General features: G+C 39.5%; 24 protein-coding genes. 23 read left to right on the top strand and 1 reads right to left on the bottom strand.

All coding sequences use genetic code 11. The features are described from left to right. The 23 genes from BMY14_RS19515 (at window position 1) to BMY14_RS19405 (ending at window position 24,564) form a co-directional block, all read left to right on the top strand. The gene (locus BMY14_RS19515) at window positions 1-219 is read left to right on the top strand and encodes a HypC/HybG/HupF family hydrogenase formation chaperone (protein WP_019554561.1); all 219 of its coding nucleotides are present in this window, start codon (window positions 1-3) and stop codon (window positions 217-219) included. Window positions 220-241: 22 nt separating this feature from the next. Continuing rightward, entirely contained in the window at window positions 242-1,312 is a 1,071-nt protein-coding gene (hypD, locus tag BMY14_RS19510; RefSeq protein ID WP_091835712.1) for a hydrogenase formation protein HypD, read from the top strand. Then, complete coding sequence (hypE, locus tag BMY14_RS19505) at window positions 1,302-2,312, top strand: hydrogenase expression/formation protein HypE (RefSeq protein WP_091835684.1); 1,011 nt, start codon at window positions 1,302-1,304, stop codon at window positions 2,310-2,312. The genes hypD and hypE overlap by 11 nt, the downstream gene beginning before the upstream one ends. Before the next feature lie 329 nt (window positions 2,313-2,641). Continuing rightward, entirely contained in the window at window positions 2,642-4,045 is a 1,404-nt protein-coding gene (locus BMY14_RS19500; protein ID WP_091835681.1) for an L-fucose/L-arabinose isomerase family protein, read from the top strand. 3 nt (window positions 4,046-4,048) lie between these two features. Next, entirely contained in the window at window positions 4,049-4,867 is an 819-nt protein-coding gene (locus BMY14_RS19495; protein ID WP_091835679.1) for a transketolase, read from the top strand. Further along, a complete protein-coding gene (locus BMY14_RS19490; protein ID WP_091835676.1) occupies window positions 4,860-5,789 on the top strand; it encodes a transketolase family protein in 930 nt (309 codons plus the stop codon). The genes BMY14_RS19495 and BMY14_RS19490 overlap by 8 nt, the downstream gene beginning before the upstream one ends. 2 nt (window positions 5,790-5,791) lie before the next feature. After that, window positions 5,792-7,273 (top strand): glycerol kinase GlpK, encoded by a 1,482-nt coding sequence (gene glpK / locus BMY14_RS19485; protein WP_091835673.1) that lies wholly within the window; start codon window positions 5,792-5,794, stop codon window positions 7,271-7,273. 80 nt (window positions 7,274-7,353) lie between these two features. After that, the gene (locus BMY14_RS19480) at window positions 7,354-8,367 is read left to right on the top strand and encodes a D-ribose ABC transporter substrate-binding protein (RefSeq protein WP_091835670.1); all 1,014 of its coding nucleotides are present in this window, start codon (window positions 7,354-7,356) and stop codon (window positions 8,365-8,367) included. 106 nt (window positions 8,368-8,473) lie between these two features. After that, window positions 8,474-9,115, top strand: a complete 642-nt coding sequence (locus tag BMY14_RS19475; RefSeq protein ID WP_091835667.1) for a DUF2291 domain-containing protein — start codon at window positions 8,474-8,476, stop codon at window positions 9,113-9,115. A gap of 12 nt (window positions 9,116-9,127) precedes the next feature. Further along, window positions 9,128-10,660 (top strand): sugar ABC transporter ATP-binding protein, encoded by a 1,533-nt coding sequence (locus tag BMY14_RS19470; protein ID WP_091835664.1) that lies wholly within the window; start codon window positions 9,128-9,130, stop codon window positions 10,658-10,660. A gap of 33 nt (window positions 10,661-10,693) precedes the next feature. Next, window positions 10,694-11,785 (top strand): ABC transporter permease, encoded by a 1,092-nt coding sequence (locus tag BMY14_RS19465; RefSeq protein WP_177177675.1) that lies wholly within the window; start codon window positions 10,694-10,696, stop codon window positions 11,783-11,785. Window positions 11,786-11,801: 16 nt separating this feature from the next. Next, the gene (rbsD, locus tag BMY14_RS19460) at window positions 11,802-12,203 is read left to right on the top strand and encodes a D-ribose pyranase (RefSeq protein WP_091835661.1); all 402 of its coding nucleotides are present in this window, start codon (window positions 11,802-11,804) and stop codon (window positions 12,201-12,203) included. Between the two features lie 84 nt (window positions 12,204-12,287). After that, entirely contained in the window at window positions 12,288-13,295 is a 1,008-nt protein-coding gene (locus BMY14_RS19455; protein ID WP_091835658.1) for a LacI family DNA-binding transcriptional regulator, read from the top strand. A gap of 18 nt (window positions 13,296-13,313) precedes the next feature. After that, the gene (rbsK, locus tag BMY14_RS19450) at window positions 13,314-14,249 is read left to right on the top strand and encodes a ribokinase (protein ID WP_091835655.1); all 936 of its coding nucleotides are present in this window, start codon (window positions 13,314-13,316) and stop codon (window positions 14,247-14,249) included. 151 nt (window positions 14,250-14,400) lie between these two features. After that, the gene (locus BMY14_RS19445) at window positions 14,401-15,705 is read left to right on the top strand and encodes an NCS2 family permease (RefSeq protein WP_281246471.1); all 1,305 of its coding nucleotides are present in this window, start codon (window positions 14,401-14,403) and stop codon (window positions 15,703-15,705) included. Window positions 15,706-15,760: 55 nt separating this feature from the next. Then, entirely contained in the window at window positions 15,761-16,501 is a 741-nt protein-coding gene (locus BMY14_RS19440; RefSeq protein WP_091835653.1) for a glucosaminidase domain-containing protein, read from the top strand. A gap of 271 nt (window positions 16,502-16,772) precedes the next feature. Continuing rightward, entirely contained in the window at window positions 16,773-18,245 is a 1,473-nt protein-coding gene (locus tag BMY14_RS19435) for a class I adenylate-forming enzyme family protein (protein ID WP_091835650.1), read from the top strand. A gap of 144 nt (window positions 18,246-18,389) precedes the next feature. After that, entirely contained in the window at window positions 18,390-20,009 is a 1,620-nt protein-coding gene (locus tag BMY14_RS19430) for an ABC-F family ATP-binding cassette domain-containing protein (RefSeq protein ID WP_091835647.1), read from the top strand. A 110-nt stretch (window positions 20,010-20,119) separates the two neighbouring features. Then, window positions 20,120-21,730, top strand: a complete 1,611-nt coding sequence (locus BMY14_RS19425; protein ID WP_091835644.1) for an ABC1 kinase family protein — start codon at window positions 20,120-20,122, stop codon at window positions 21,728-21,730. Between the two features lie 23 nt (window positions 21,731-21,753). Then, on the top strand, window positions 21,754-22,416 hold the full coding sequence (locus BMY14_RS19420) for an HAD-IA family hydrolase (RefSeq protein ID WP_091835642.1): 663 nt from the start codon (window positions 21,754-21,756) through the stop codon (window positions 22,414-22,416). Between the two features lie 26 nt (window positions 22,417-22,442). Further along, complete coding sequence (gene aroH, locus BMY14_RS19415) at window positions 22,443-22,802, top strand: chorismate mutase (RefSeq protein WP_091835639.1); 360 nt, start codon at window positions 22,443-22,445, stop codon at window positions 22,800-22,802. A 23-nt stretch (window positions 22,803-22,825) separates the two neighbouring features. Next, entirely contained in the window at window positions 22,826-24,160 is a 1,335-nt protein-coding gene (locus tag BMY14_RS19410; protein ID WP_091835636.1) for a nucleobase:cation symporter-2 family protein, read from the top strand. A 17-nt stretch (window positions 24,161-24,177) separates the two neighbouring features. Next, complete coding sequence (locus BMY14_RS19405; protein ID WP_143063200.1) at window positions 24,178-24,564, top strand: RidA family protein; 387 nt, start codon at window positions 24,178-24,180, stop codon at window positions 24,562-24,564. A gap of 156 nt (window positions 24,565-24,720) precedes the next feature. On the opposite strand, the gene BMY14_RS19400 is transcribed toward BMY14_RS19405, so the two are convergent. Next, window positions 24,721-24,911, bottom strand: a 191-nt coding sequence (locus BMY14_RS19400) for a transposase (RefSeq protein ID WP_177177638.1), incomplete at its 5' end; no start/stop codon positions are given.

Raw genomic sequence — 24,911 nt, 5'->3', positions numbered from 1 at the left:
ATGTGCTTGGCAGTACCAGCAAAAATTATTGATAAAAAAGATCAAATGGCCGTTGTGGAAGTCAACAGCATTCAACGTCAGGTAAGTCTTATGTTATTGCCAGAAGCGGGAATTGGTGATTTTGTATTGATTCATGCGGGTTTTGCAATTCAGGCTATTGATGAAGAGGAAGCCACTCTGACAAATCAATTGCTTAGGGAGATGAATGGGAGTGCCTGAACATAATAATGAAACAAAAGAAATGGCACAGTTTCTCATTCGTGAGATCGATCGCCTGGTTACGAAACCAGTGCGGTTGATGGAAGTTTGCGGTACACATACGGTAGCCATTTTTCGGGCGGGTATAAGACAATTACTGCCACCACAGGTCGATTTGGTGAGTGGACCTGGCTGTCCGGTTTGCGTTACACCGGACGAATACATAGATAAAGCGGTTGCTTATGCGAGATGCGAAGATGTAATTTTGACTACATTTGGCGATATGCTGCGTGTTCCAGGCTCAACATCAAGCTTGGGCGAAGTAAAAGCGACTGGTGCAGATATTCGAGTTGTTTATTCACCATTGGAAAGTCTTACGATAGCGGCACAAAATCCACACAAAAAAATTATTTTTTTGGCAGTTGGTTTTGAAACAACGGCACCTACTGCAGCGGCTACCGTACTGGCAACAAAAAAACAAAATTTGACGAATTTATTCTTATTGTCTTCTCATAAAATAGTTCCTCCGGCACTCAAAGTTTTACTGGCAGATCCAGCAGTCAACATTGATGGCTTTTTATTGCCGGGTCATGTTTGTGCTATTACAGGAGAAAGACCGTTTGATTTTTTACCGGAAACATATCATATGCCAGCAGTGGTTGCTGGTTTTGAACCGTTAGAGATTTTGCGGACGATTTATCGATTGGCGAGGCAGATTCATGATGATCAGCCGACTATAGAAAATGAATATAAGCGAATTGTGAAACCGGATGGTAATCCGGCCGCCAGACAAATTTTGTCGGAAGTTTATGAACCAACAGACGCAGTCTGGCGGGGGATTGGTATGATTCCGGATTCAGGGCTGCGGATGAAAGAGCAATATTCTGCATTTGATGCACAGGTGGTTTTGCCGATGGTAACAAAAACCATTGCAAAGAAAACGGCCTGTCGTTGTGGTGAAGTACTGCGCGGCATCATTAAACCAACGGCTTGCCAATTGTTTGGCAAGGCTTGCGTTCCTGAACACCCAATTGGAGCCTGCATGGTATCTGTTGAAGGATCTTGTGCGGCATGGTATAAATATGGAAGCGGGAGATATACGTATGGAACATGAAAAGATTTGTTTGGCTCATGGAAGCGGCGGAAAACTTAGCCAGGAGTTAGTGGAGCAGGTAATCTTACCGGCATTTGGCAATCCGCTGCTTAATGAGTTACATGATGGAGCTTCGGTAAATATGGCAGGGACGAATGTGGCGTTTACAACGGATTCATATGTTGTGAAACCTTTATTTTTTGCTGGTGGTAACATTGGTAAATTGGCTGTTTGTGGTACAGTTAATGATTTGGCAATGACTGGTGCGGTGCCGCGGTATCTTTCAGTGGGACTTATTCTGGAAGAGGGATTTTTAATGGATGATCTCCGGAAAATTGTGGAGTCGATGCGTCTGGCGGCGAAGGAAGCCAATGTGCTAATTGTTACCGGGGATACGAAAGTCGTTAATAAAGGTGCAGCAGATGGAATCTTTATCAATACAGCGGGGATTGGTGATATAATATCTGGCAGTCATATTTCACCGAAGTGTGTTAAGCCGGGGTGTGATGTCATTGTCAGTGGCTATATTGGTGATCATGCAACGACTATTATGGCAGGGCGTCATGAATTAGTTTTACCGGCAACACTGCAAAGTGATTGTGCGCCACTTAACGGTTTGGTACAGAAAATGCTCAAAGCTGTGCCGCAAATAGCAGCTTTACGCGACCCGACACGTGGTGGCGTAGCAGCTACGCTAAATGAAATTGCCGAGCAATCGAAAACCGGAATTTTACTACAAGAAAATGCCATACCTGTGCGTTCGGAAGTACAGGGAGTTTGTGAAATACTGGGGTTTGATCCACTGTATCTGGCAAATGAAGGTAAAATGTTGGTTTTTGTTGATGCAAAATACACGAAAACTTTACTTGACGTGATGCATCAGCATCCTTATGGCAAAGATGCCTGCGTTATTGGAAAAGTAACGAACGAATCGATAGGCCAGGTCGGTCTGCAAACCAATATTGGTGGTATCCGTATTGTTGATATGCCGTTGGGCGTACAAATTCCACGAATTTGTTAAAATTCAAGAAATACTGCCGGATTTTTTGGCAGTATTTTTTAGTTTAATATAGTTTTTTTTGATGTTTTATATAAATATTTATATGAATATTTTATATAAAATATCTTTTTTTTATACGAATTTATGTAAAAATAAAATTTAAAAGTAAATATAACGATAATTTATTTTAAATATATAATAATTTTACTTTTAATTTAAAATAATTATTGAAATATTTATATAAAAGTATTATAATAACGCTGAGAAATAAAACTAAATATTTTGAATTGTCTTAACGGATCTGACCTGTACTGATAATACAAATAAAAATTTTATTGGAGGAATGAATAATGGCTTTGATTAAATTAGGTTTTGCACCGACCAGAAGAAGTATTTTTAGTGCGCCGGATGCTATCAAATATCGAGGTTTGATTAGTGAGCGACTAAAAGAATTGGGGATTGAATTTGTTGATATTAGTGATATTAATGATGAAGGTTTATTATATGATGATGCTGGTCTGCTTAAAATAGTCGAAAAATTCAAAAAAGAAAAAATAGATGGACTGTTTTTGCCGCATTGTAATTTTGGTACTGAATATGAGTGCGCAAGACTGGCAAAAGAGTTAAATGTTCCTGTTTTGTTATGGGGGCCGCTTGATGAAAAACCAGATGAAAATGGTGTTCGTCTTCGTGATACACAATGTGGTTTGTTCGCTACGGGAAAAGTTCTCAGAAGATTTCGCGTTCCGTTTACATATATGACAAATTGTCGCTTACATGATCCTGTTTTTGAACGGGGAATCAAAGACTTTATGGCAGTTTGTAATGTTGTGAAAACGTTTCAGCATATTCGCATTTTGCAAATTTCAACACGTCCATTTGATTTTTGGTCGACCATGTGCAATGAAGGTGAACTTCTCGAAAAATTTAATATTCAGCTGGCACCGATACCGATGCCGGAGCTCACCAAAGCTGTTAAAGCAGCAAAAAAAGAAGAAGGCAGTGAAGTCACTAAAACAATCGGGTATTTACGAGCGCATATGGAAATCAAGATTCGAGATGAGGAACTTGAAAATGTGGCAGCTCTTAAGGTCGCGATGCAAAACCTGATCAAAAAATATGATTGTAATGCAGTTGCATTGCAATGCTGGAATGAATTGCAGTCTGAACTTGGTATCATGCCTTGTGCTGCGAATGCACTGCTGAACGACGAAGGGATTCCCGTTGTCTGTGAAACAGATATCCATGGTGCGATTACTGCTCTTTTGGTGGAAGCCGCTGGCATGGATGAAACGAGATCGTTTTTTGCTGATTGGACGATTCGTCATCCGGATCTGGCAAATGGAGAGTTGCTCCAGCATTGTGGTCCATGGCCGATTTCAATCGCCAAAGAGAAACCAACGCTTACATATCCTTTGGCTTTTGACTATCCAGGAAGCATTACGGCAGAAGCAAAACACGGTTCATTGACTCTTTGTCGTTTTGATGGTGATAATGGTGAATATTCCATGCTGTTAGGAAATGCAGAGGGGGTTGATGGACCAAAGGGAATGGGAACATATCTTTGGATTGTTGTAGATAATATTAAACGACTGGAAGAAAAAATTGTTTGTGGACCGTACATTCATCATTGTGTGGGAATTCATAAAAATATTGTGCCAATTCTTTATGAAGCTTGTAAATATATGAAAATCAAAGCGGATTTATATGATCCGATTGAAGATGAGATTAAAGCATATTTGAGGGGGGAATAAATAATGAATTTGCAGTTAAAAGCATGTGATATTCGAAAAGATATTATCACCTTGATCCATCGTGCCAAAACGGGGCATATTGGCGGCGATTTAAGCGTAACGGACATTTTGGTTGCTTTATATTATAAGCATCTAAATGTGACACCGGAAAATACAGCCGATCCAAACCGTGATCGATTTATCTTAAGCAAAGGACATTCTGTGGAATCACTTTATTGTGTTTTAGCAGATTGTGGATTTTTTCCAAAGGAAGATTTAAAAACCTATTCAGCCTATGCTTCGAAATATATTGGTCATCCGAATAACAAAATCAATGGGATCGAAATGAATACTGGTTCATTAGGGCATGGTTTGTCTGTTGGTGTTGGCATGGCGCTGGCGGGGAAGATGGACAGGCTGGACTATCGTGTTTATGCAGTTATGGGTGATGGTGAGATGGAAGAAGGGTCGGTTTGGGAAGCGGTTACGGCAGGGGCTCATTATAAGCTTGACAATTTAACCGCATTTGTCGATCGGAATCATTTACAGATTTCTGGTACGACTGAAAATATTATGATGCAGGATAAACAAGAAGAACGCTGGGCGGCATTTGGCTGGCACGTAATTTCAGTTTTGGGAAATGATATAGATGCTTTGGATGAGGCCATTACGGAAGCGAAAACAACCAAAGGTATGCCGACTGTAATCATTGCGAACACCACGAAAGGCTGCGGTGTTTCTTTTATGGAAAATCAAGCTGGCTGGCATCATCGGGTTCCAACGGATGCAGAATATGAACAAGCAATCAATGAATTGAACCAGAGGAGGGCTCAATATGAATAAAATTGCCAATAAGCAGGAAATTTGCAATGTGTTATTGGAAGCTTCGGCTCAAGATAAAGACATCATTGTTTTGTGTAGTGATTCTCGTGGTTCGGCATCACTGGCTGATTTTGCCAAAAAACGACCAGCACAATTTGTTGAAGTGGGCATTGCAGAACAAAATCTAGTTTCAATTAGTGCCGGACTTGCCAGTTGTGGTAAAAAAGCTTTTGCTGTTTCACCGGCCAGTTTTTTAACAACGCGAAGTATGGAACAAGCAAAGGTCGATGTAGCTTATTCGAATACGAATGTTAGCTTGATTGGGATTAGCGGGGGCGTTAGCTATGGAGCATTGGGGATGACACATCATTCAGCAAATGATATTGCTGCGATGGCGTCCATTCCAAATATGAGAGTCTATTTGCCAAGTGATCATCTACAGACCGGTAAGCTTATACAAGCACTTTTGCAGGATGAAAAACCTGCCTATGTAAGAGTAGGCCGCAATGCAGTTGAGCCGATTTATGACGCGGCGACGATTTCATTTGAAATGGACCGTGCGATGGTTGTAAATGAAGGTCAGGATGTTACTATCATTGCCTGCGGAGAAATGGTGAAACCAGCGAAAGATGCAGCAATGCTATTAAGGAGCAAAGGCATCATGGCGCGGGTATTGGATATGTACTGCGTAAAACCAATTGATGAAGCGGCTGTTATTAAAGCGGCCAAAGAAACGAAAGCAATTGTGACGGTTGAAGAGCACACGATATATGGCGGTCTGGGGTCGATGGTAAGCCAGATTACAGCGGCGCATTATCCAACCAAAGTTATCAATATGGCGTTGCCGGATGCACCAGTCGTAACAGGGAAGTCACAGGAGGTTTTTGATCACTACGGATTGAATGCGGAAGGTATTGCAAAAACGGTAATGGAGTTGATCTGAAAATGCCGGATACATTTGTATTGGGAATAGACCAAAGCACGCAGGGAACAAAAGGTCTATTGTTTGATGAAACAGGTTCTTTAGTAGCACGCTGTGATTTGCTGCATAAGCAGATTATCAATGAAAAAGGCTGGATTGAACACGATCCAGTCGAAATTTATCAAAATGTATTGGCGGTTGTAAAAGCAGTTGTAGAAAAAGCCGGTATCAATAAAACAAGTATTGCCACAATTGGTATCAGTAATCAAAGAGAAACCGTAATGGCATGGCAAAAATCAAATGGTAAACCAATTTATAATGCCATTGTCTGGCAATGTGCTCGTGCGGAAAAAATATGTCAACGCATTGTGTTAGAAGGATATGGTGAAAAAATAAAAGCGATTACAGGTCTGCCACTATCACCATATTTTTCTGCGGCCAAAATAAGCTGGCTGTTAGAAAATATCGTGGGAGCTCGCCAAAGAGCAGAAGCAAATGAACTTTGTTTTGGAACAATGGATAGTTGGCTTGTTTATTGTTTGACGGGTGGTACTGCGTTTAAAACAGATTATTCGAATGCATCGCGAACGCAGCTGTTTAATATTAAAGATCTGACCTGGGATTTAGATGTGTGCCAAATGTTTGGGATTCCACGCCGGGCTTTACCTGAGGTTTGTGATTCAAATGCTTTGTATGGTACCACTACGTTTGACGGCTGGCTGGATGAACCGATTCCTATCCATGCAGTACTTGGCGATTCTCAGGCAGCACTTTTTGCTCAAAATTGCAATAGTCCAGGAATGGTCAAAGCAACCTACGGTACAGGGTCTTCCGTGATGATGAATCTGGGGGAACATATATTTTCTAGTAAGTCGGGGCTTGTTACTTCAATTGCCTGGCGCTTTAATGGGAAGATCAGTTATGTACTTGAGGGTAATATCAATTATGCAGGTGCTGTTATAACATGGCTGAAAGATGATTTGAAACTGTTGGCTAGTGCCGAAGAATCACAGGAAATAGCGGAAAATTCAAATAACGATGATCAAAGTTATTTTGTACCAGCTTTTTCAGGGTTAGGGGCGCCTTACTGGAATAGTGAAGCAACCGGCTTGTTTACCGGAATTACACGTGTAACAGGCAGGGCTGAAATGGTTCGGGCCGCACTTGACAGCATTGCATATCAGATTACGGATATTGTCCAACTCATGCAAAAAGAATCTACTATAGAAATTAAGGAATTGTGTGTTGATGGAGGTCCGACGAAGAATGCATATCTTATGCAGTTTCAGGCTGATATTTTAAAAATTCCGGTCCAAGTATCCCAAACGTTGGAATTATCGGGTATGGGGTCTGCCATAGCCGCCGGAATTGCTATGAAAATTTATACGCAACCGGATATTTTTCGCGAGCGGAAAAGACTGAAATATGATGGGAAGATACAAGTAAGTCGTCGTGAATTTTTATATGATGGCTGGAAAAAAGCGGTAAATCGCACCTTGTTTTGAGCTTAATAATTGGATTTAACAGGTTAAAGTCCTGATAAGTCATATTGTTTTCCAATAAAAAAATAGGAGGAACAAAGATTATGAAAAAATGTAAAAAATTAGCTGCGTTGGTATTGTCATTGTGTATGCTGGGGGTTATATTTGCCGGCTGTGGTGCAGAGAATAAAGCTGCTGATAAAGCCTCATCTTCTGTACCTGCCAAAGAAACAAAAGTACTTACGGGAGGCGGTTCTAAAATTATCTACATAATTACACCGTCTCATTCAAATCCTTTCTTTAAAACGGAAGCAGATGCGGCTACGAAAAAAGCCAAAGACCTTGGCTATGAAGTTAAAACTGTGTCGCATGATGATGATGCAACAAAACAAGCCGAACTTTTTGAAAATGCTATATCCGATAAAGCTGCAGCAATTATTTGTGACAATGCAGGAGCTGATGCTACTGTTGCTGCTGTACAAAAAGCTCGTGATGCGAATATTCCTACTTTTTTGATTGATCGTGAAATCAATGGCAGTGGAATCGCAATTTCTCAGATTGTAGCAAATAATTATCAAGGGGCGAAAGCCATTGCTGAATCATTTGTGGAAAAAATGGGGGAAAAAGGGAAATATGCTGAACTGTTAGGTAAGGAATCTGATACAAATGCAGGGGTACGTTCCAGTGCTTTTCATGAAGTTATTGATCAATATGCTGATTTGAAGATGGTTGCTCAGCAGACTGCAAATTGGGAACAAACCGAAGCTTATCAAAAAATGGAAACAATTTTGCAATCAAATCCTGATATCAAAGGTGTTATCTGTGGGAACGATACAATGGCTGTTGGTGTCGTTGCAGCCATTAAAAATGCAGGTCTGAAAGATATTGCTGTCATCGGTGTTGACGGTTCAGATGAAGCTGCGGCAGCTATAAAAGCTGGCAATATGACAGGTACCGCACTGCAGCAAGCCGCTCTGATTGCAGAGATGGCTGTACAACAAGCCGATAAATATTTAAAAGATGGTACAACAGGTCTTGAAGAAAAACAACTGGTAGATTGTATTGCGATTACAGCAAAAAATGTTGATAAACTCAAGGCTTTTGTTTATAAAGAATAGTGAAAGAGCAGCTGTGAGCATATCGGGATAACACAGGTATGCTCACAGCTAAGCGTTTCATTTGAAAAACGTGCTGTAATGCGGAATGGATAGGAGCAGGCGGCTTATGAAAAAACGTGTATTGATTGTACTGATTGCTTGTTTACTGATGGCATTTTTTATGACTGGCTGTGTCAAAGTTGTTCAGATTGGTCATGAAGGAGATTTAACAGGAGATGTAGCTTTTAATGCGGCAGATAATGTAGCAGGAATTTGGCAGACGAAAGCCATTCCTGAATTGGAAAAGAAAGCGGTAGATTTGTCTGGATTTTTGAAGGATTCGAATGGGGATCTTAAATCTTTAGCTGGTAAATATGGTAAATACTCTATGGGAGATAAAGGTGAATTGAGTTATGTTGTAAAAGGCAAAGGTCAAGTTACCGCGGTGAACCGAGAAAAAAAAGCTGGATTCATGACTTTGAAATTAGATGGTTATGACGGTCCGGTTGTCGTTCAATTGCAAATAGGCAGCGTCTATAAAGGGTCAGCAGTTCGTGATAGTCTTACGTTTATAAAATATGAAGATTATAAAAATCAAGTGGATTGGGCGAAGATTTCCCAGAGTATTCATGACATCATCAATTCCGAACTTATCGCTAAGCAGGATTTAGATACAATCCAAGGTAAGAGTGTATCTTTTGTTGGCTGCTTTAGTGTTAACAACCAAAAAGAAATATTGATTACGCCAGTCGAGTTGACGGTTCAATAGGAGGTGGAGAAAATGGATATTTGTCTGCATGCCGAAAAAGTGTCAAAAATATATCCTGGTACGAAAGCTTTGGATGAAGTTTCTTTTGATGTATATACAGGAAAAGTCAATGTATTGATTGGTGAAAATGGTGCCGGAAAATCCACTCTCATGAAAATTATTGCCGGGATTGAGCAGCAATCCGAGGGACAGCTTTTTATGGGAACGAAAAAAGTACAGTTTCAGAATGTGACAGAAGCAAAACAAAATGGTATTGGTATTATTCATCAGGAACTCAGTTTATTTCCAAATCTCAATGTATATCAAAATATCTTTATGGCTCGAGAAAAAACACATGGATCGATACGTTTAGATAATGAAAAACATATTGAGCTTACAAAAAAAATCATGGAGAAATTGGAACATCCTATTGATCCACATGTTTTAGTGGGTGATTTGCGGGTGGGACAGCAGCAAATGATCGAAATTGCCCGGAATTTAATCCAAGATGATTTAAAAATATTGATTATGGATGAACCAACATCTTCCTTAAGTGCACAAGAAGTTCAGGTTTTGTTTAAAATAATCAAAGAACTTAAAGCCGAAGGAATTTCAATTGTTTATATTTCACATAGACTAGAAGAAATTATGAAAATTGGTGACTACGTGACGATTCTCCGTGATGGGAAATTTGTAGCTTCTTCACCTGTAAAGAATATCGATATTCAATGGATTGTTAAAGAGATGGTTGGCAAAGGAAAAGTATATCCAAAACGTAAAGAAGAAATTGACTGGAGTCGCAGAGAAAAAGTACTGGAAGTCAAAAATTTGACGGTGCCGAAAAAGGGCGGAGGCTATTTATTAGATCATGTTAATTTTGACTTGAAAAAAGGCGAAATATTGGGTATTTATGGTCTAATGGGAGCAGGACGTACTGAAATATTTGAATGTATAATGGGTCTGCGTCCAGAGCACACGGGTGATATTTTCTTAAATGGGGAGCTTTTGCGTATAAAAAGTGTATCCGGTCAGATTGACCGAGGTTTTGCAATGGTGCCGGAAGATAGGCAGCGTGAGGGGCTTGTACAGACAATGGATATTGGCAAGAATATTTCATTATCAAGCCTGCAGAAATATGCACGATCTATCTTTTTGAATGAAAAAAAAGAAGAACGTAGTGTAGATGCCGAAATTAAAGATATTCATATTAAAGTTGCTGATAAAAGACTGCCGATTCTTTCCCTTTCTGGTGGAAATCAGCAAAAGGTAGTCATTGGAAAAGGTATCTTGACACAGCCAACGATTTTGCTGTTGGATGAACCAAGCCGCGGCATTGATATTGGTGCCAAAACGGAAGTGTTTGAAATTATCAACCAATATGCAGATGAGGGATTGTCGATTGTGGTGATTTCTTCTGAATTGCAAGAAATCATGGCCATTGCGGACCGTATTATGGTTCTTTCGAATGGAATAAAAACGCGTGAAATGATGAAAAATGACATTACGGAAGACAAATTAGTACTCGCTTCCTATCAAGGTCATGTAATCAAAAAAAATGTATCATAGACGGAAACTTGCATGAAAGGAATGATTTGGATAATGAAGACTGATCTTACAAGCAATTTGCATAAAAAACAGAGCAGTAATTCTTTGGCACTTACGTTATTAAAGGGCCGCACCTTAATTGTTTTGGCGTTGCTTTTACTTTTCTTTAGTTTTGCAACTCCTAATTTTTTATCAACGAATACCTTTTTATTATTGGCTAAACATGTTGCTTTATATGGTATTTTAGCGATTGGCATGACATATGTTATTATTACCGGGGGTATCGATTTATCCGTTGGGGCTGTTGTCGGATTGGCGGGGATGATTGCTGGCGGTCTGATTAATAATGGCTTTACACTGACAATGTTTGGTGTGACTCTGTATTTTAGTGTACCGATCGTAGTTCTTTTTACACTTATGGTTGGTGCATTTGTTGGCTGGTTAAATGGGATCATCATCACAAAATTTGGTGTCGCACCTTTCATTGCGACGCTGGGAACGATGTATATTGCCCGTGGTTTTGCAATGCTCCATTCAAATGGTGCAACCTATTCTAATATTATCGGTAATGAAGCATTAGGTAATACGGGGCTCAGTGTATTTGGCAGTCGCGTATTTGGGATGCCAGTCGGGGCTTTGATTTTAGTTTTTATTGCCATTATTGCTGGCATTTTATTGAAAAAAACAACATTTGGCTGGCATGTTTTTTCAATTGGGGGAAATGAACGGGCTGCAAAATTATCGGGCGTAAAAGTGGATAAAGTAAAAATTTTGGTTTATATATTCTCCGGAGTTTGTGCGGCCATTGTCGGAATTATTACAGCATCGCAGCTTGAAGCAGCTCATCCGGCATCGGGCGAAACTTGGGAAATGAATGCAATTGCTGCTGCGGTTTTGGGCGGGACTTCAATGGCTGGTGGGATTGGTACCATCGGGGGAACGATTATTGGTGCTTTTGTAATCGGTGTTATTTCAGATGGCATGGTTATGTGTGGTGTTTCGGAATTTTGGCAGATGATTATCAAAGGGGTTGTCATTATACTCGCTGTTATTGTCGATCAGTTCCAACGTAATTTGCAGGCGAAGATTGCATTGCAGGCAAGAAATGATTCTAAGACGGAACCGAAAGAGGAAATAAAAATATAAAACTGGGGGACTGAATATGAAAAAATGTGGGATTTTGAATGCGCAGCTGGCTGGTTTCATTGCAGCACTTGGTCATAAGGATTTATTTATGATTGGTGATGCCGGGATGCCAATACCTAAGGGGATACCTATTGTAGATTTGGCATTATGCGGTGGTGTACCAACTTTTAAACAGACATTAGATGCAGTTATTGGAGAAGCTGAAGTCGAATTTTATTCGTTGGCTGAAGATATTAAAGAAAAAAATCCAACACTTTTACAGCATATTCAGCAGAAACTTCAGGGCGTGGAACATGAATTTATATTGCATGAGGATCTAAAAGAACAATCAAAACAGGTTCGCTTTGCAATTCGTACGGGTGAATTTACTCCGTATCCCAATATTATACTGCGTGCCGGTGTAGCTTTTTCGGCATGAGCGAAGAAAAAAATTTATAAATATAATAGAATTTGCGATTTTGAGCAATGTGGTTTAGAATATATTGCGAGAGGAGAGTGCGGAATGAAAATCAGTATAAAAAAAATAAGTGAATTGTCCGGCTTTTCCCCTGCAACCGTTTCAAATGCTTTAAATAATAAAAAAGGGGTTAATCGAGACACGTCCGAACAAATTTTTAAAATCGCCCAAGAGTATGGTTATTTGAATGAAACAAAAATCAAGAATATCAAGGTTGTGACATACCGTGATAGCGGTAAAGTATTTTCAGATTCACCTTTTTTTGCAGCATTGCTTGAAGGTGTAGAAAATGCAAGTCGACAATCCGGGTATGAAACAACAATATTTAACTTATATAGAAATAGTCCAGATTATGAAGAACGGGTCAATCAGATCCTAAATGATACATCATCCGCTATTTTGCTAGTTGGAACAGAACTTAATGAACAAAATGCGAAAGCATTTCAACAAGCAGCTGTTCCGTTGGTATTACTCGATTGCTGGTTTGAAAATTTATCTTTTAACGCTGTACTTATGAACAATATAGATTCGGTTTCGCAGGCTGTAAATTATTTGGTCGATCATGGTCATAGTCAAATTGGTTATTTAAAAGGAGATGTTCGTATTCAGAATTTCCAATGTCGTCAAAAAGGGTATGAACGGGCTTTGCAGGAGCATAATTTAACAAACCAGCCCAAATATATTATCGAGGTTCCGACGACGATGGATGAAGTGTTTACCACAGTCGATTCATTTTTACAAACGAAGCCGGAGCTGCCAACTGCTTTTTTTGCTGAAAATGACATGATTGCTTTGGGTGCGATGAAGGCTTTTCAAAAAAATGGCTATCGAATTCCTGAAGATATTTCAATTATTGGATTCGATGATATCTCTTTTTGCAGTGTATTTACACCAGCACTTACAACCGTACGGGTGTTTAAGCAAGAAATGGGACAACTTGCGGTACAGCGTTTGATTACTTTGATGAAAACAAATACAAAAACAAAAGTAAAAATGCAGATTTGCAATGAATTGGTTGAACGTGATAGTGTTGCTTATTTAAAAACAAACTAGTCGAGGGGATGGTTTTTGATGAAGCTCGCCGTAATTGGCTCTAATATGATTGATGTTATATCGTATACGGATATAATACCCGTTGCCGGAGAGACGCGCGAAGTGAAAGACTTTGCTATTAACTGTGGTGGTAAAGGGGCTAACCAGGCTATTGCAGCGGCAAAATTGGGTGCAGATGTTCTTATGCTTACCACAATTGGTGATGATGTATTTGGGAAAATGGTGCTTGAGAATTTTAATGCGTATCAGGTTGATACGAAATACGTACGGACAGCGAAAGGCAGCTCCAATGGAATCGCTACAATCTTAGTCGATGAATCATCACAAAACCGTATTTTAATAAATAAAGGTGCTAATACATATTTAACGGCAGTTGATGTAGAAGCTGCTGCCACGGATTTACAACAATGTGCTCTTTGTATTTTGCAATTAGAAATAGAGCTGAATACGGTTTATGCAGCGATTGAATTTGCCAATAAACATCAGATTCCGGTATTACTCAATCCGGCTCCGGCGATAGCGGATCTTGATCTTGACATGGCCTGTAAATGTGATTTTTTTGTACCGAATGAAACAGAACTTAATATAATCACCGGACTTCCTGTTGAATCGGAAGCAGAAATTAAAAAAGCGGCATTAACTTTGGTTGATCGGGGACTCAAAAATGTCATTGTGACAATGGGCAGTCGTGGATCACTTTGGGTCAATAAAGAACATTGTGAACATGTCCCGGCGTATGCTGTACAGGCTGTGGATACAACTGGTGCCGGTGATGCTTTTATTGGATGCTTTGCAGCGGTCTATGTAAAAACAAAGGATATTTTACAAGCGATACAGCAAGCAACGTTGTTTGCTGCACTCAGTGTGACAAAAACAGGCACCCAAGGATCCTATCCAACAAAACAAGAATTCACACTGGCTTTGGATCGTTTTCATTTCGGCAGCATTTTCTAAAATGAGATGTTAAAATTTATAGAAATGTGATAGAATAACTCTAGTAGGATACATTTAATGTTTGATTGGCCTATAACTTTGTTTATGTTATGGGCTTTTTTGCTTTTTGCATGCTATGAATTTGATATTATATGTTTTAGGAGGAAAAAACGTGAATTTAAAAGAATGGTTTAAGTTTTCTGAAAGAAAAACAGATTTTTCTACAGAAATTATCGCTGGAATGACAACATTTGTTACGATGGTCTATATTGTTGTGGTTAATCCGGCAATTCTCAGTAAAACAGGTATGGATTTCAATGGTGTTTTTGTTGCTACAATTTTGGCCAGTATGATTGGTACGTTAATTATGGGGATCGTTGCAAATTACCCTATCGCAATTGCACCGGGGATGGGGATGAATGCGTATTTTGCTTTTGCCGTTGTACTCGCTATGGGTGTTGCTTGGCAACAGGCTTTAGGGGCTGTTTTTATTGCATCGGTTATTTTTATGATCTTATCGTTTACTAAATTTCGTAATAGCTTAATTGATGCAATTCCAATTAGCTTAAAACAGGGAATTACAGCCGGTATTGGTTTGTTTATTACTTTTATTGGACTACAAAATGCGAAGCTCGTTGTGGGATCACCTGCAACACTTGTAACTTTAGGCAATTTGGAAGATCCAATGACATTTTTAACGGTGATTGGGCTTATTATAAGTTTGGTTTTGATGGTCAATCGCGTTAAAGGTGCTTTGTTTTTGGGAATGATCCTAACTGCTATTATCGCTTTTTTTCAGGGACTTTTAGTTTTACCGGATACGTTCTTTAGCATGCCTTCAGGGCTTGACAAAACTTTCATGCAAATGGATGTTCAGGGAGTTTTTGATGGTAGTTTGTATGCGATAATTTTTACTTTTTTGATTGTTACTTTATTTGATACTACAGGAACAATGCTGGGAATTGGCGAACAAGCGGGTCTCATTAAAGAAGGAAAATTCCCCAATATCAGAGGTGCTTTGCTTGCTGATGCATTTGGGAGTACTTTTGGGGCGATTTTGGGGACAAGCCCTACATCGTCTTATGTAGAATCAGGAGCTGGTGTTGCAGCTGGTGGACGTACTGGTTTCACGGCGGTTGTTGTGGCACTACTGTTTGCTCTGGTGCTATTTTGTGCACCGATTGCTCAGATGCTGGCATCTTTACCGGCAGTTACCGCACCATCTTTGATTATAGTTGGGTTTTTGATGATGAATGGTCTGCGTAAAATTGATTGGAATGATATGGAAGAAGCATTCCCGGCATTTCTTGTTTTATTAATGATGCCGCTTTGTTATAGTATTACCACGGGTGTTGGTATCGGTTTTATTATTTATCCTTTGCTCAAGATTTTCCGCGGTAAAGCGGCACAGGTACATCCTTTAATGTATATATTTATGATTTTATTTATTGTTCAATTAGGGTTCTTAAATCATTGATTTATAAAATATAAGCCAGCTTAAGGCTTAAAAAAGACATTTGGGGGAAAGCTTCATGAAAAAATTGTGTGAAAAAAAGATTGCTATGATTCTCGTAATAAGTGGAGTTTTAATGGTTCCATTTCATACGACAGCCTTGGCAAAATCACCAATACATTATCATGATAAAAGTGTGGAAAAAGAGTCAGCTGCAATTCGGTTGCAGTTAGAAAATACAAAGACAGGGCAGGACCTGATTCAAAAACCGGTTGTGCTTATGCAGCCAGTTCAGATGCCGCCAGCTTTTAATGAAAGTTTAACCATTATGGGACCGCCTGTTGCTACGAAAGAGCAGTGCTTGCGGTATCTGCTCAGTGTAAATCCATCACCCAATCTATTGGTTTCACCAGATAAATTGGTTGATTATTATTATGAGGAGGGTACCCGCGAGGGAATAAGACCCGATATTGCTTTTGCTCAGGCATTAAAAGAAACGGGGTATTTTCGCTATGGCGGATCAGTACAATATAATCAAAACAATTATTGTGGACTTGGTTCAACCAGTAGTAGTGCCAATGGGGCTTATTTTCCCAATCCGCAGCTGGGCGTCAGAGCTCATATCCAGCATCTTTTAGCATATTCATCGATGCGACAGCCACAGGTGGATATTGTCGATCCTCGGTATAGTTTTGTCCGTGCCGCTGGCAATAGTGCTTCAGCAGCAACTTGGACAGATTTAAATGGGCGATGGGCAGTTCCAGGCAATGATTATGGTGAAACAATTTTACATATTTATCAGGATATTTTGCGGCAGTGAAATAGATAAGTGGCATTAAACATTTTATATGGCAATCGTCAGGAATGGGGGTAGGGCTCGTGGCGTTACGTAGGAAGCAAACGATGCCCTATACCCCATTCCTGACAGCCTAATAGGATAGGTATCATATTTAATACATTGAATAAGATCATCTTGTTCTATTTCATGTAGAGAAGGCAGGTAGTCAAATGATTACTTGCCTTCTTTTTCGATTTGTGTTCTACTAAGATTATTATGCAGGTTGTTGTTTTGAAAGGAAGTAAATTTTTTTATGTTCATACATGAGCTTATTGTGCAGGGAAAACCAGAACAGATCGCATTGATTGCTGGAGAAAACCGGATTACATATCTTACCTTACAAAAAAATGTCGAAAAATATAAAAATTATTTTTATCATTTAGGAATTCAACGCGGCGAAAATGTCGGGCTTTTATCGAGAAATTCCATTGAATATATTTATGCCTATATGGCTCTTGTTAGCTTAGGCATAGTAGTGGTTCCCATCAATTTTCAGCTGAGCCCCAGAGAGATTGTTTATATCATGAAAGATGCTGCAATGAAATATTTCATTACGCAGGATCGTCTGAAACTAACTGCACAATTAGAAGAACAGTCATATAAGGTGAATGTTCAGCAAATTTTACTGGAGGATATTAAAAACCAAATTGAACTGGTTTGTTATGAAGCTTCACCAGTTTTGCCGGAAAGCTTTTCCTGGGAAGAAATAGCTATGATCATTTATACATCTGGGACAACTGGAAAACCAAAAGGTGCGGTTCTTACCCATAAAAATCTCGTACGAAATGCACAAATGTTTAAAGATGCTTTAATGATAGAATCGACTGATCATATATTATGTGTATTGCCAATGTATCATTGTTTTGCCTGGACCTGTGCAGTTTTGAACCCATTGCTTGTTGGGGCGACAATTACGATTTTGGGGGCATTTACACCAAAAGAAACAATTCAAGCGATTGCCAAAAACCGGGTAAGCATATTATATGCGGTGCCTTCTATTTGTAGTTTATTGACGAGACTGGCGTCGACAAACGATTTAGTTAGTTTGCGATTTGTTGTTTCAGGGGGGACAACACTGCCTGCGAAAATTGCCGCTGATTTTATGGCGAAATTTGCCGTGCCGATTTTGGAAGGGTATGGTCTGTCGGAGGCATCACCCGTCATTTCGGTCAATACACCAACGAACGTAAGAGTTGGTTCGATTGGTATGGAACTTCCCGGCGTGACGGTTGCAATCATGGATTTTAAGGGAATTCTGCTGCCAGATGGTGAGGTTGGTGAGCTCACTGCTCAGGGGGATAATGTCATGCAGGGCTATTGGCATTTGCCGGAAGCGACGATGCAGGTTCTTCAAGACGGCTGGCTGCATACCGGTGATATGGCTTATCGCGATGACGATGGGTTTATTTTTATCGTAGATCGTTTAAAAGATATGATCATTAGTATGGGAGAAAATGTATATCCGAGAGAAATTGAAGAATTATTATATTTGTATCCGGGGATTCGTGAAGCAGCCGTTGTAGGGATAGCGGATAAACTGAGAGGACAGGTTGGTAGTGCCTTCCTTGTTTTAGAAGAGGGGACAGTTTTTGATAAACATGCCTTAAAAGAATATTTACAAAATAAACTGGCTCTTTATAAAGTGCCGCGTGAATTTCATGTGATTGCTGAAATGCCCAAAAGCCAGACGGGAAAAATTCTGAAACGTTTGCTGCTGCCTTCATAAGTATTCAGAAGGTCATAAATGTTTTACAATCGCTGTTTTTATCGAGTGATTTGTTAGACTTGCGATTTAGAATATGATAGAATAGTAAGTATATGTATCTTTGCTATATATGAAATTTAATATAAAGGATTGAGATAATAATTTATGATTAGTACAAGTGGACTAACACTTCAATTTGGTAAAAGGATCTTGTTTAAAGATGTCAATATCAAATTTACACCTGGGAATTGTTATGGTGTGATTGGCGCCAATGGTGCTGGGAAATCTACCTTTTTAAAACTTTTGGGCGGCGATATTGAACCGACAAATGGTAGTATTGATATTACGCCAGGGGAACGTTTAGCTGTTCTTAAGCAGAATCATTATGAATTTGATGATTATGCGGTGATTAAAACGGTTATTATGGGACATAAACGTATCGTTGAAATCATGGATGAAAAGGAAGCACTTTATGCTAAACCGGATTTTTCTGATGCAGATGGTATGCGGGTTTCCGAATTAGAATGTGAATTTGCTGAACTGGATGGTTGGGAAGCAGAACCGGAAGCAGCACGGCTGTTAAATGGTTTGGGGATTCCTGAATCGTTACATGAGTCAAAAATGGCAGAACTGGATGGTACGGATAAAGTACGTGTACTTCTTGCACAGGCTTTGTTTGGTAATCCTGATATTTTGCTTTTAGATGAACCGACAAATCATCTTGATTTAGACTCGATCAACTGGCTCGAAAACTTTTTAGCTGATTTTACAAATACAGTTATTGTGGTATCGCATGATCGTCATTTTTTGAATCAGGTTTGCACACATATTGCCGATGTGGATTATGAAAACATTCAGCTGTATGTCGGAAATTATGATTTTTGGCTGCAATCAAGTCAGTTGGCTTCGGCTTTAGCGAAAGATGCAAATAAGAAAAAAGAAGAAAAAATCAAGGATTTGCAGGCATTTATTCAGCGTTTTAGTGCGAATGCATCCAAGTCAAAACAGGCTACTTCGCGTAAAAAATTATTGGATAAGATTACACTTGATGATCTTAGACCATCTTCGCGCCGCTATCCTTATGTTGCGTTTAAACCGGATCGTGAAGCTGGTGACCAACTGCTTACGGTTGAGGGAATTTCAAAAACAATTGATGGCGAAAAAGTATTGGACAATGTTAGCTTTACGTTGAAAAAAGGTGATAAAATTGCCTTGGTAGGTCCAAATAGTATTGGAAAAACAACATTGTTTAAAATTCTTATGGGCGAACTAGAAGCGGATGAAGGGTCATTTAAATGGGGTGTGACGACGTCACAAGCTTATTTGGCGATGGATAATTCGACTTATTTTGATGGTGTGAAATTAAGCCTGGTTGACTGGCTTCGTCAATTTTCACAAGATCAGGATGAATCTTTTATTCGTGGATTTTTAGGTCGGATGCTCTTTTCAGGTGAAGAAAGCTTAAAAGAAGCTTCGGTATTATCCGGTGGTGAAAAGGTCCGCTGTATGCTTTCCCGGATGATGTTAAGTGGTGCAAATGTATTGCTTTTGGATGAACCAACGAATCATTTGGATTTGGAATCCATTACATCTTTGAATGATGGGTTGATTGCGTTTACGGGAACCATGCTTTTTGTATCACATGACCATGAATTTATTCAAACGATTGCAAATCGTATTATTGAAATCACGCCGGAGGGTATCATTGATCGAGTGACGACCTATGATGAATATTTATCGAATGATACGATAAAACAGCAGCTTGCTGAAAAATACAAACAATAAAAAAGCGGAGGGGTTGCCCTCCGTTTTATTTTTTTTGTAAGGTTGTATACCTAAAACAGGAAATTTATATTATAATATGACTGTAGCAAATTTTGAATGGGGATAGTCTTATGTTAGGTAATCTGATCAAGAATGCAAATTATACGAAAGAAGATCACCTTGCGACGAATCGTTTAAAAGAATTAGTGGTGGTATTGCGGAATCGTGAAATCATGCATGGACTGACTCCGGAAAAATTGCGCATGATTTTAGAAGATTTAGGACCAACCTTTGTAAAATTAGGACAGGTTATGTCAATGCGGCCGGATTTTCTGCCTCAGGAATATTGTGATGAATTGGTCAAATTACAGACAGAGGTCAAACCTTTGCCATTTGCAACGATTCAAATCGTCATTGAGGAAGAATATAAAACAAAATGGACAAAAGTTTTTCAATCCATTGATGAACAAGTCCTGGGATCGGCGTCGATTGCTCAGGTACATCGTGCTGTCTTAAAAACTGGTGAAAAAGTCGTGATTAAGGTTCAAAGACCGGGAATCTATGATGTAATGTCCAAAGATATTGTCTTGCTGCGGCGTGCTGCGACTATTTTGAAGGTTATCAGTGAATCAAGTGGTCTGATTGATTTTAACAGGATACTAGACGAGATGTGGGCGATAGCCAAGCAAGAGATGGATTTTTTGATGGAGTCAAATCATAATGATGAATTTCGTCAATGCAATAGTGATATCGATTATGTAACCTGCCCTATAGTCAATCGACAATTGACTACTTCACGTATTCTTGTAATGGAATATATCGATGGGATACAAATCGATAAAATCAATGAAATTAAAGCTTTAGGCTATGATATTAATGATATCGGGAAAAAACTGGGCGAAAATTATGTAAAACAAATTATTGATGACGGTTATTTCCACGCCGATCCGCATCCTGGAAATATTTGGATTCGATCTGGCAAGATTGTTTGGCTTGATCTTGGCATGATGGGAAGATTGTCAACTCGCGACCGTGCGGCACTCAAAAAAGCAGTTTTTGCTGTCGTCAATAATGATACATATGAGATGAAGGCCGCAGTTTTAGCCTTAGGGGTTCCAAAAGAGCGTATTAATCATACGCGGTTATACGAAGATATCGATGCAATGATGAATGAATATGTTGGTTTGGATTTTACAAGTCTGCATTTAGGTCCGCTGGCTCGTAAAATTTTAGCCATTTTGAGTCGGCATAAAATTGCGATCGTACCGGGTATTAGTATGTTTGCTCGTGGCGTCGTTACCATTGAAGGCGTTATGCGAATTTGTTGCCCGGATGTCCATTTTGTTGAGATTTTTGCGACCCATATGCAGGCTGATTTTCGTAAGAATTTTGATCTGCGCGAAGAGATAGAAAAAGCAAAACGAGATGGTTACAACCTGCTGCGCAAGTCAATGCGCCTGCCGGAACAAGTATCGGATATTCTAAAAATGACGATGAGTGGGCAGACAAAAGTGAATTTTGATCTTACAGGATCAGAAGAACCGTTGCGGCAGGTTGATAAGATGATTAATAAATTGATTGTTGGTATTATTAGTTCGGCACTGCTTTTAGGCTCAAGCATCATTTGCACGACACAGATGACGCCCAAAATTATGGAAATTCCACTGTTAGGTGTTTTTGGTTATATTGCAGCACTCATACTGTGTACGCGACTGGTATTTAGTATTATGAAAAAGAAATAGTAAAGAAAGCGGCAGGTGAATCTATGCAGGAGTTAAAAAAATATGAAACCGTATTTTTCGATCTGGATGGGACATTGACGGATTCGAAAATTGGCATAATTCGATGTTTACAATATTCTTTAGAAAAATTTGGTATCGAAGAAAATGATATCGAGAAGCTGACACGCTGTATTGGGCCGTCGCTTTCGTTTACGTACCAGCAGTGGTATGGTCTGACGGCTGAGCAGGCAAGGCAGGGAACTAAATATTATCGGGAACGTTTTGAAAAAGAAGGCATCAGGGAAAATCTACTGTATGATGGCGTACTGCAGTTGCTGGAAACACTAAAAAATATGGATAAAAAGATTGTTTTGGCAACAGCTAAGCCAACGGTACATGCAAAACAAATCCTTCAGTATCACAAAATTGATTCCTATTTTACGGAAATTTGTGGTAGTAATCTTGATGGAACACGTGAGGATAAGGGGGCTGTGATTGAGTTTGCATTATCAAAATTAGAACAGGTAAATAAACAGCAGATTGTTATGATTGGTGACCGCAAACATGATGTGATCGGAGCTAAGGAAAATGGATTAGCTTCCGTTGCCGTGGCATATGGCTATGGCACGGAGAACGAGCTGATGGAAGCTGCTCCGGATAAAATCGTGTATTCTGTGGATGAGATACGACAAATGTTTGTCGATTGATTTGAGTAAATGAGGAGGGCTATTCTTTGCAAGGCATCAGAGGAGCAATTACAGTCGAAAAAAATGATAAAAATGAAATTTTTTTGGCTGTTGAAAATTTATTAAATGAAATGGTAAGCCAAAATCAGATAGAAACGGAAGATATTGGAGCGGCACTTTTTAGTGCAACGGATGACATTACGGCAGCTTTTCCAGCGGCGGCAGCTCGCAAACTTGGCTGGGAATTTGTACCACTTTTTGATGCGAGGCAGATGGAAGTTGAAGACAGTTTAGAAAAGTGCATTCGTGTGCTTTTATTAGTCAATACGGAGAAAAAGCAGCAGGAAATACACCATGTGTATTTGGAAAAAGCAGTCTGTCTTCGACCTGATTTGACAAATAAATAAGAGAAAGCAGGAAAATAAACGTAATGAAGCAAGAAATGATTCATCCAGTCGATGAAAAACCGTCCTTAGTGAAAATGCTGATCTATGGCTTTCAGCATGTTTTAGCGATGTATGCGGGGGCGGTAGCTGTTCCGCTTGTGCTAGCTAGTGCAATTCATCTTGATAAAGAACAGTTGATTTATTTAATTAATGCAGATTTGTTTACGTGTGGTATTGCAACTTTAATTCAAACATTAGGCCTTGGACCTAAAATTGGGTCTAAATTACCGATTGTGCAGGGGTGTACATTTGGTGCGGTAACCACAATGATTATGATTGGCGGAGCACATGGACTCCGCGGCATTTATGGTTCAGCGATGGTGGCGGGGCTTGTAACTTTCGTTATCAGTACATATTTTAGTAAAATGCTGCGTTTTTTTCCACCAGTAGTGACGGGTTCCGTTATTACGATCATGGGAATTTCTTTATTGCCGGTTGCTGTAATGTGGGCTGGGGGCGGCAATCCTGCAGCACCAGAATATTGTAATCCATCTTTAATCTTTTTGGCAGCGATTGTTTTGGCAATTGTTCTATTTTTCTATCGCTGTTTTACCGGATTTTGGAGTAACATAGCAGTGCTTTTGGGTTTGATCAGTGGTACCTTTATTGCGATACCTTTAGGTGTGACTGACTTTTCATCGGTTGGACAGTCTGCTTTTTTTGGCGTTACTACCCCCTTTGCTTTTGGCTGGCCTATTTTTGATCCGGCATCTATTTTTGCAATGACAATTGTTATGTTGGTGACAATGGCAGAAACAACGGGGGATGTCATGGCTGTAGGAGAAATCGTCGATAAACCAATCAATGAAAAACTACTGGCAAAAGCACTTCGTGCTGACGGCTTTTCAACAATTTTGGGTGGAATTTTTAATGCTTTTCCGTATACGGCATTTGCCCAAAATATTGGTTTGATCAGTTTGACTGGAGTTAGGAGCCGGTTTGTTGTTGCTATGGCGGGATGTCTACTCATGATTTTAGGCCTTTTCCCTAAAATGGCAGCAGTCGTTGCATCGATTCCAAATTCTGTTTTGGGTGGTGCCGGCATTGCAATGTTTGGTATGGTAGCGGCAAGCGGGATTAAAACATTATCAAAAGTTGATTTTGATGACAGTTATAATATGATGGTGGTCGCAATCAGCATCGGAGTGGCACTGATTCCAGTTGCGATGCCAACATTTTATAATAAATTTCCCGAGTGGTCACAGCTTATTTTAAACAGCGGTATTACAGTCGGCAGTGTCATGGCGGTTGTTTTGAATGCGATTTTAAATGGAGCTGAAAAAAATACGACGGAAATAGCACAAAAAGAATATTTATAATAGGGAGAGAGAATATTATGAAAAAAATAATTTCAACGGATCAGGCTCCAGCAGCGATTGGCCCATATTCACAGGCGATAAAAACAAATGGTAGTTTGCTTTTTGTTTCGGGGCAGATTCCTCTTAATCCAAAGACGGGAAATATTGTCGAAGGTGGTATTGTTGCGCAGACAACACGCGTGCTTGACAGCCTGAAAGCTATCTTAAGCGCGGCTGACTGCACGCTGGATTCTGTAATAAAAACAACGGTTTATTTGAAAGATATCAGTGATTTTGCTACAGTAAATGAAGTCTATGCAAAATATTTTACACAAAATTGCCCGGCCCGGGTTTGCATTGAAGTGGCAAATTTACCGAAAGATGCCTTGGTGGAAATAGATGTTATTGCAGCTGCTGCTGAATAAATTTATTTTATAGTTGGTAATTAAAAGGGGATGTGACAAAATGAGAAATCATTTTGTCCACATCCTCTTTTTCTATGCATATTGAGTAAACAAGCGGGCAATTACCTTAAAAAGGGTACACAACCCCTTTCCCCATAAAAACTGTTTTTCTACAGTTTATGCGGCTTTCTTCAAACGTAGTCTTTTATTGTGGTATTTATAAAGATTATGCCCGATAGAAACCAGGAAAATCTCTAAACGTACTTGTTCCATGCCTTTTCGAACGATTCTTTTGTACCAGCGGTTATTTTTCATGATGCCAAAAGTACCTTCGGATTGAATGGAGCGATTCATACGAAGAAGCGCTC

The organism is Propionispira arboris (genome assembly GCF_900109225.1).
Taxonomy (GTDB): domain Bacteria; phylum Bacillota; class Negativicutes; order Selenomonadales; family Selenomonadaceae; genus Propionispira; species Propionispira arboris.
Note: the sequence above shows the minus strand (reverse complement) of the source record. Positions and strands in the feature narration are given on the sequence as shown.

What these genes read in the sequence shown, in the direction of transcription:
- BMY14_RS19515 (WP_019554561.1), top strand. Translation starts at nt 1, where the DNA reads ATGTGCTTGGCAGTACCAGCAAAAATTATTGATAAAAAAGATCAAATG.
- hypD (WP_091835712.1), top strand. Translation starts at nt 242, where the DNA reads ATGGCACAGTTTCTCATTCGTGAGATCGATCGCCTGGTTACGAAACCA.
- hypE (WP_091835684.1), top strand. Translation starts at nt 1,302, where the DNA reads ATGGAACATGAAAAGATTTGTTTGGCTCATGGAAGCGGCGGAAAACTT.
- BMY14_RS19500 (WP_091835681.1), top strand. Translation starts at nt 2,642, where the DNA reads ATGGCTTTGATTAAATTAGGTTTTGCACCGACCAGAAGAAGTATTTTT.
- BMY14_RS19495 (WP_091835679.1), top strand. Translation starts at nt 4,049, where the DNA reads ATGAATTTGCAGTTAAAAGCATGTGATATTCGAAAAGATATTATCACC.
- BMY14_RS19490 (WP_091835676.1), top strand. Translation starts at nt 4,860, where the DNA reads ATGAATAAAATTGCCAATAAGCAGGAAATTTGCAATGTGTTATTGGAA.
- glpK (WP_091835673.1), top strand. Translation starts at nt 5,792, where the DNA reads ATGCCGGATACATTTGTATTGGGAATAGACCAAAGCACGCAGGGAACA.
- BMY14_RS19480 (WP_091835670.1), top strand. Translation starts at nt 7,354, where the DNA reads ATGAAAAAATGTAAAAAATTAGCTGCGTTGGTATTGTCATTGTGTATG.
- BMY14_RS19475 (WP_091835667.1), top strand. Translation starts at nt 8,474, where the DNA reads ATGAAAAAACGTGTATTGATTGTACTGATTGCTTGTTTACTGATGGCA.
- BMY14_RS19470 (WP_091835664.1), top strand. Translation starts at nt 9,128, where the DNA reads ATGGATATTTGTCTGCATGCCGAAAAAGTGTCAAAAATATATCCTGGT.
- BMY14_RS19465 (WP_177177675.1), top strand. Translation starts at nt 10,694, where the DNA reads ATGAAGACTGATCTTACAAGCAATTTGCATAAAAAACAGAGCAGTAAT.
- rbsD (WP_091835661.1), top strand. Translation starts at nt 11,802, where the DNA reads ATGAAAAAATGTGGGATTTTGAATGCGCAGCTGGCTGGTTTCATTGCA.
- BMY14_RS19455 (WP_091835658.1), top strand. Translation starts at nt 12,288, where the DNA reads ATGAAAATCAGTATAAAAAAAATAAGTGAATTGTCCGGCTTTTCCCCT.
- rbsK (WP_091835655.1), top strand. Translation starts at nt 13,314, where the DNA reads ATGAAGCTCGCCGTAATTGGCTCTAATATGATTGATGTTATATCGTAT.
- BMY14_RS19440 (WP_091835653.1), top strand. Translation starts at nt 15,761, where the DNA reads ATGAAAAAATTGTGTGAAAAAAAGATTGCTATGATTCTCGTAATAAGT.
- BMY14_RS19435 (WP_091835650.1), top strand. Translation starts at nt 16,773, where the DNA reads ATGTTCATACATGAGCTTATTGTGCAGGGAAAACCAGAACAGATCGCA.
- BMY14_RS19430 (WP_091835647.1), top strand. Translation starts at nt 18,390, where the DNA reads ATGATTAGTACAAGTGGACTAACACTTCAATTTGGTAAAAGGATCTTG.
- BMY14_RS19425 (WP_091835644.1), top strand. Translation starts at nt 20,120, where the DNA reads ATGTTAGGTAATCTGATCAAGAATGCAAATTATACGAAAGAAGATCAC.
- BMY14_RS19420 (WP_091835642.1), top strand. Translation starts at nt 21,754, where the DNA reads ATGCAGGAGTTAAAAAAATATGAAACCGTATTTTTCGATCTGGATGGG.
- BMY14_RS19410 (WP_091835636.1), top strand. Translation starts at nt 22,826, where the DNA reads ATGAAGCAAGAAATGATTCATCCAGTCGATGAAAAACCGTCCTTAGTG.
- BMY14_RS19405 (WP_143063200.1), top strand. Translation starts at nt 24,178, where the DNA reads ATGAAAAAAATAATTTCAACGGATCAGGCTCCAGCAGCGATTGGCCCA.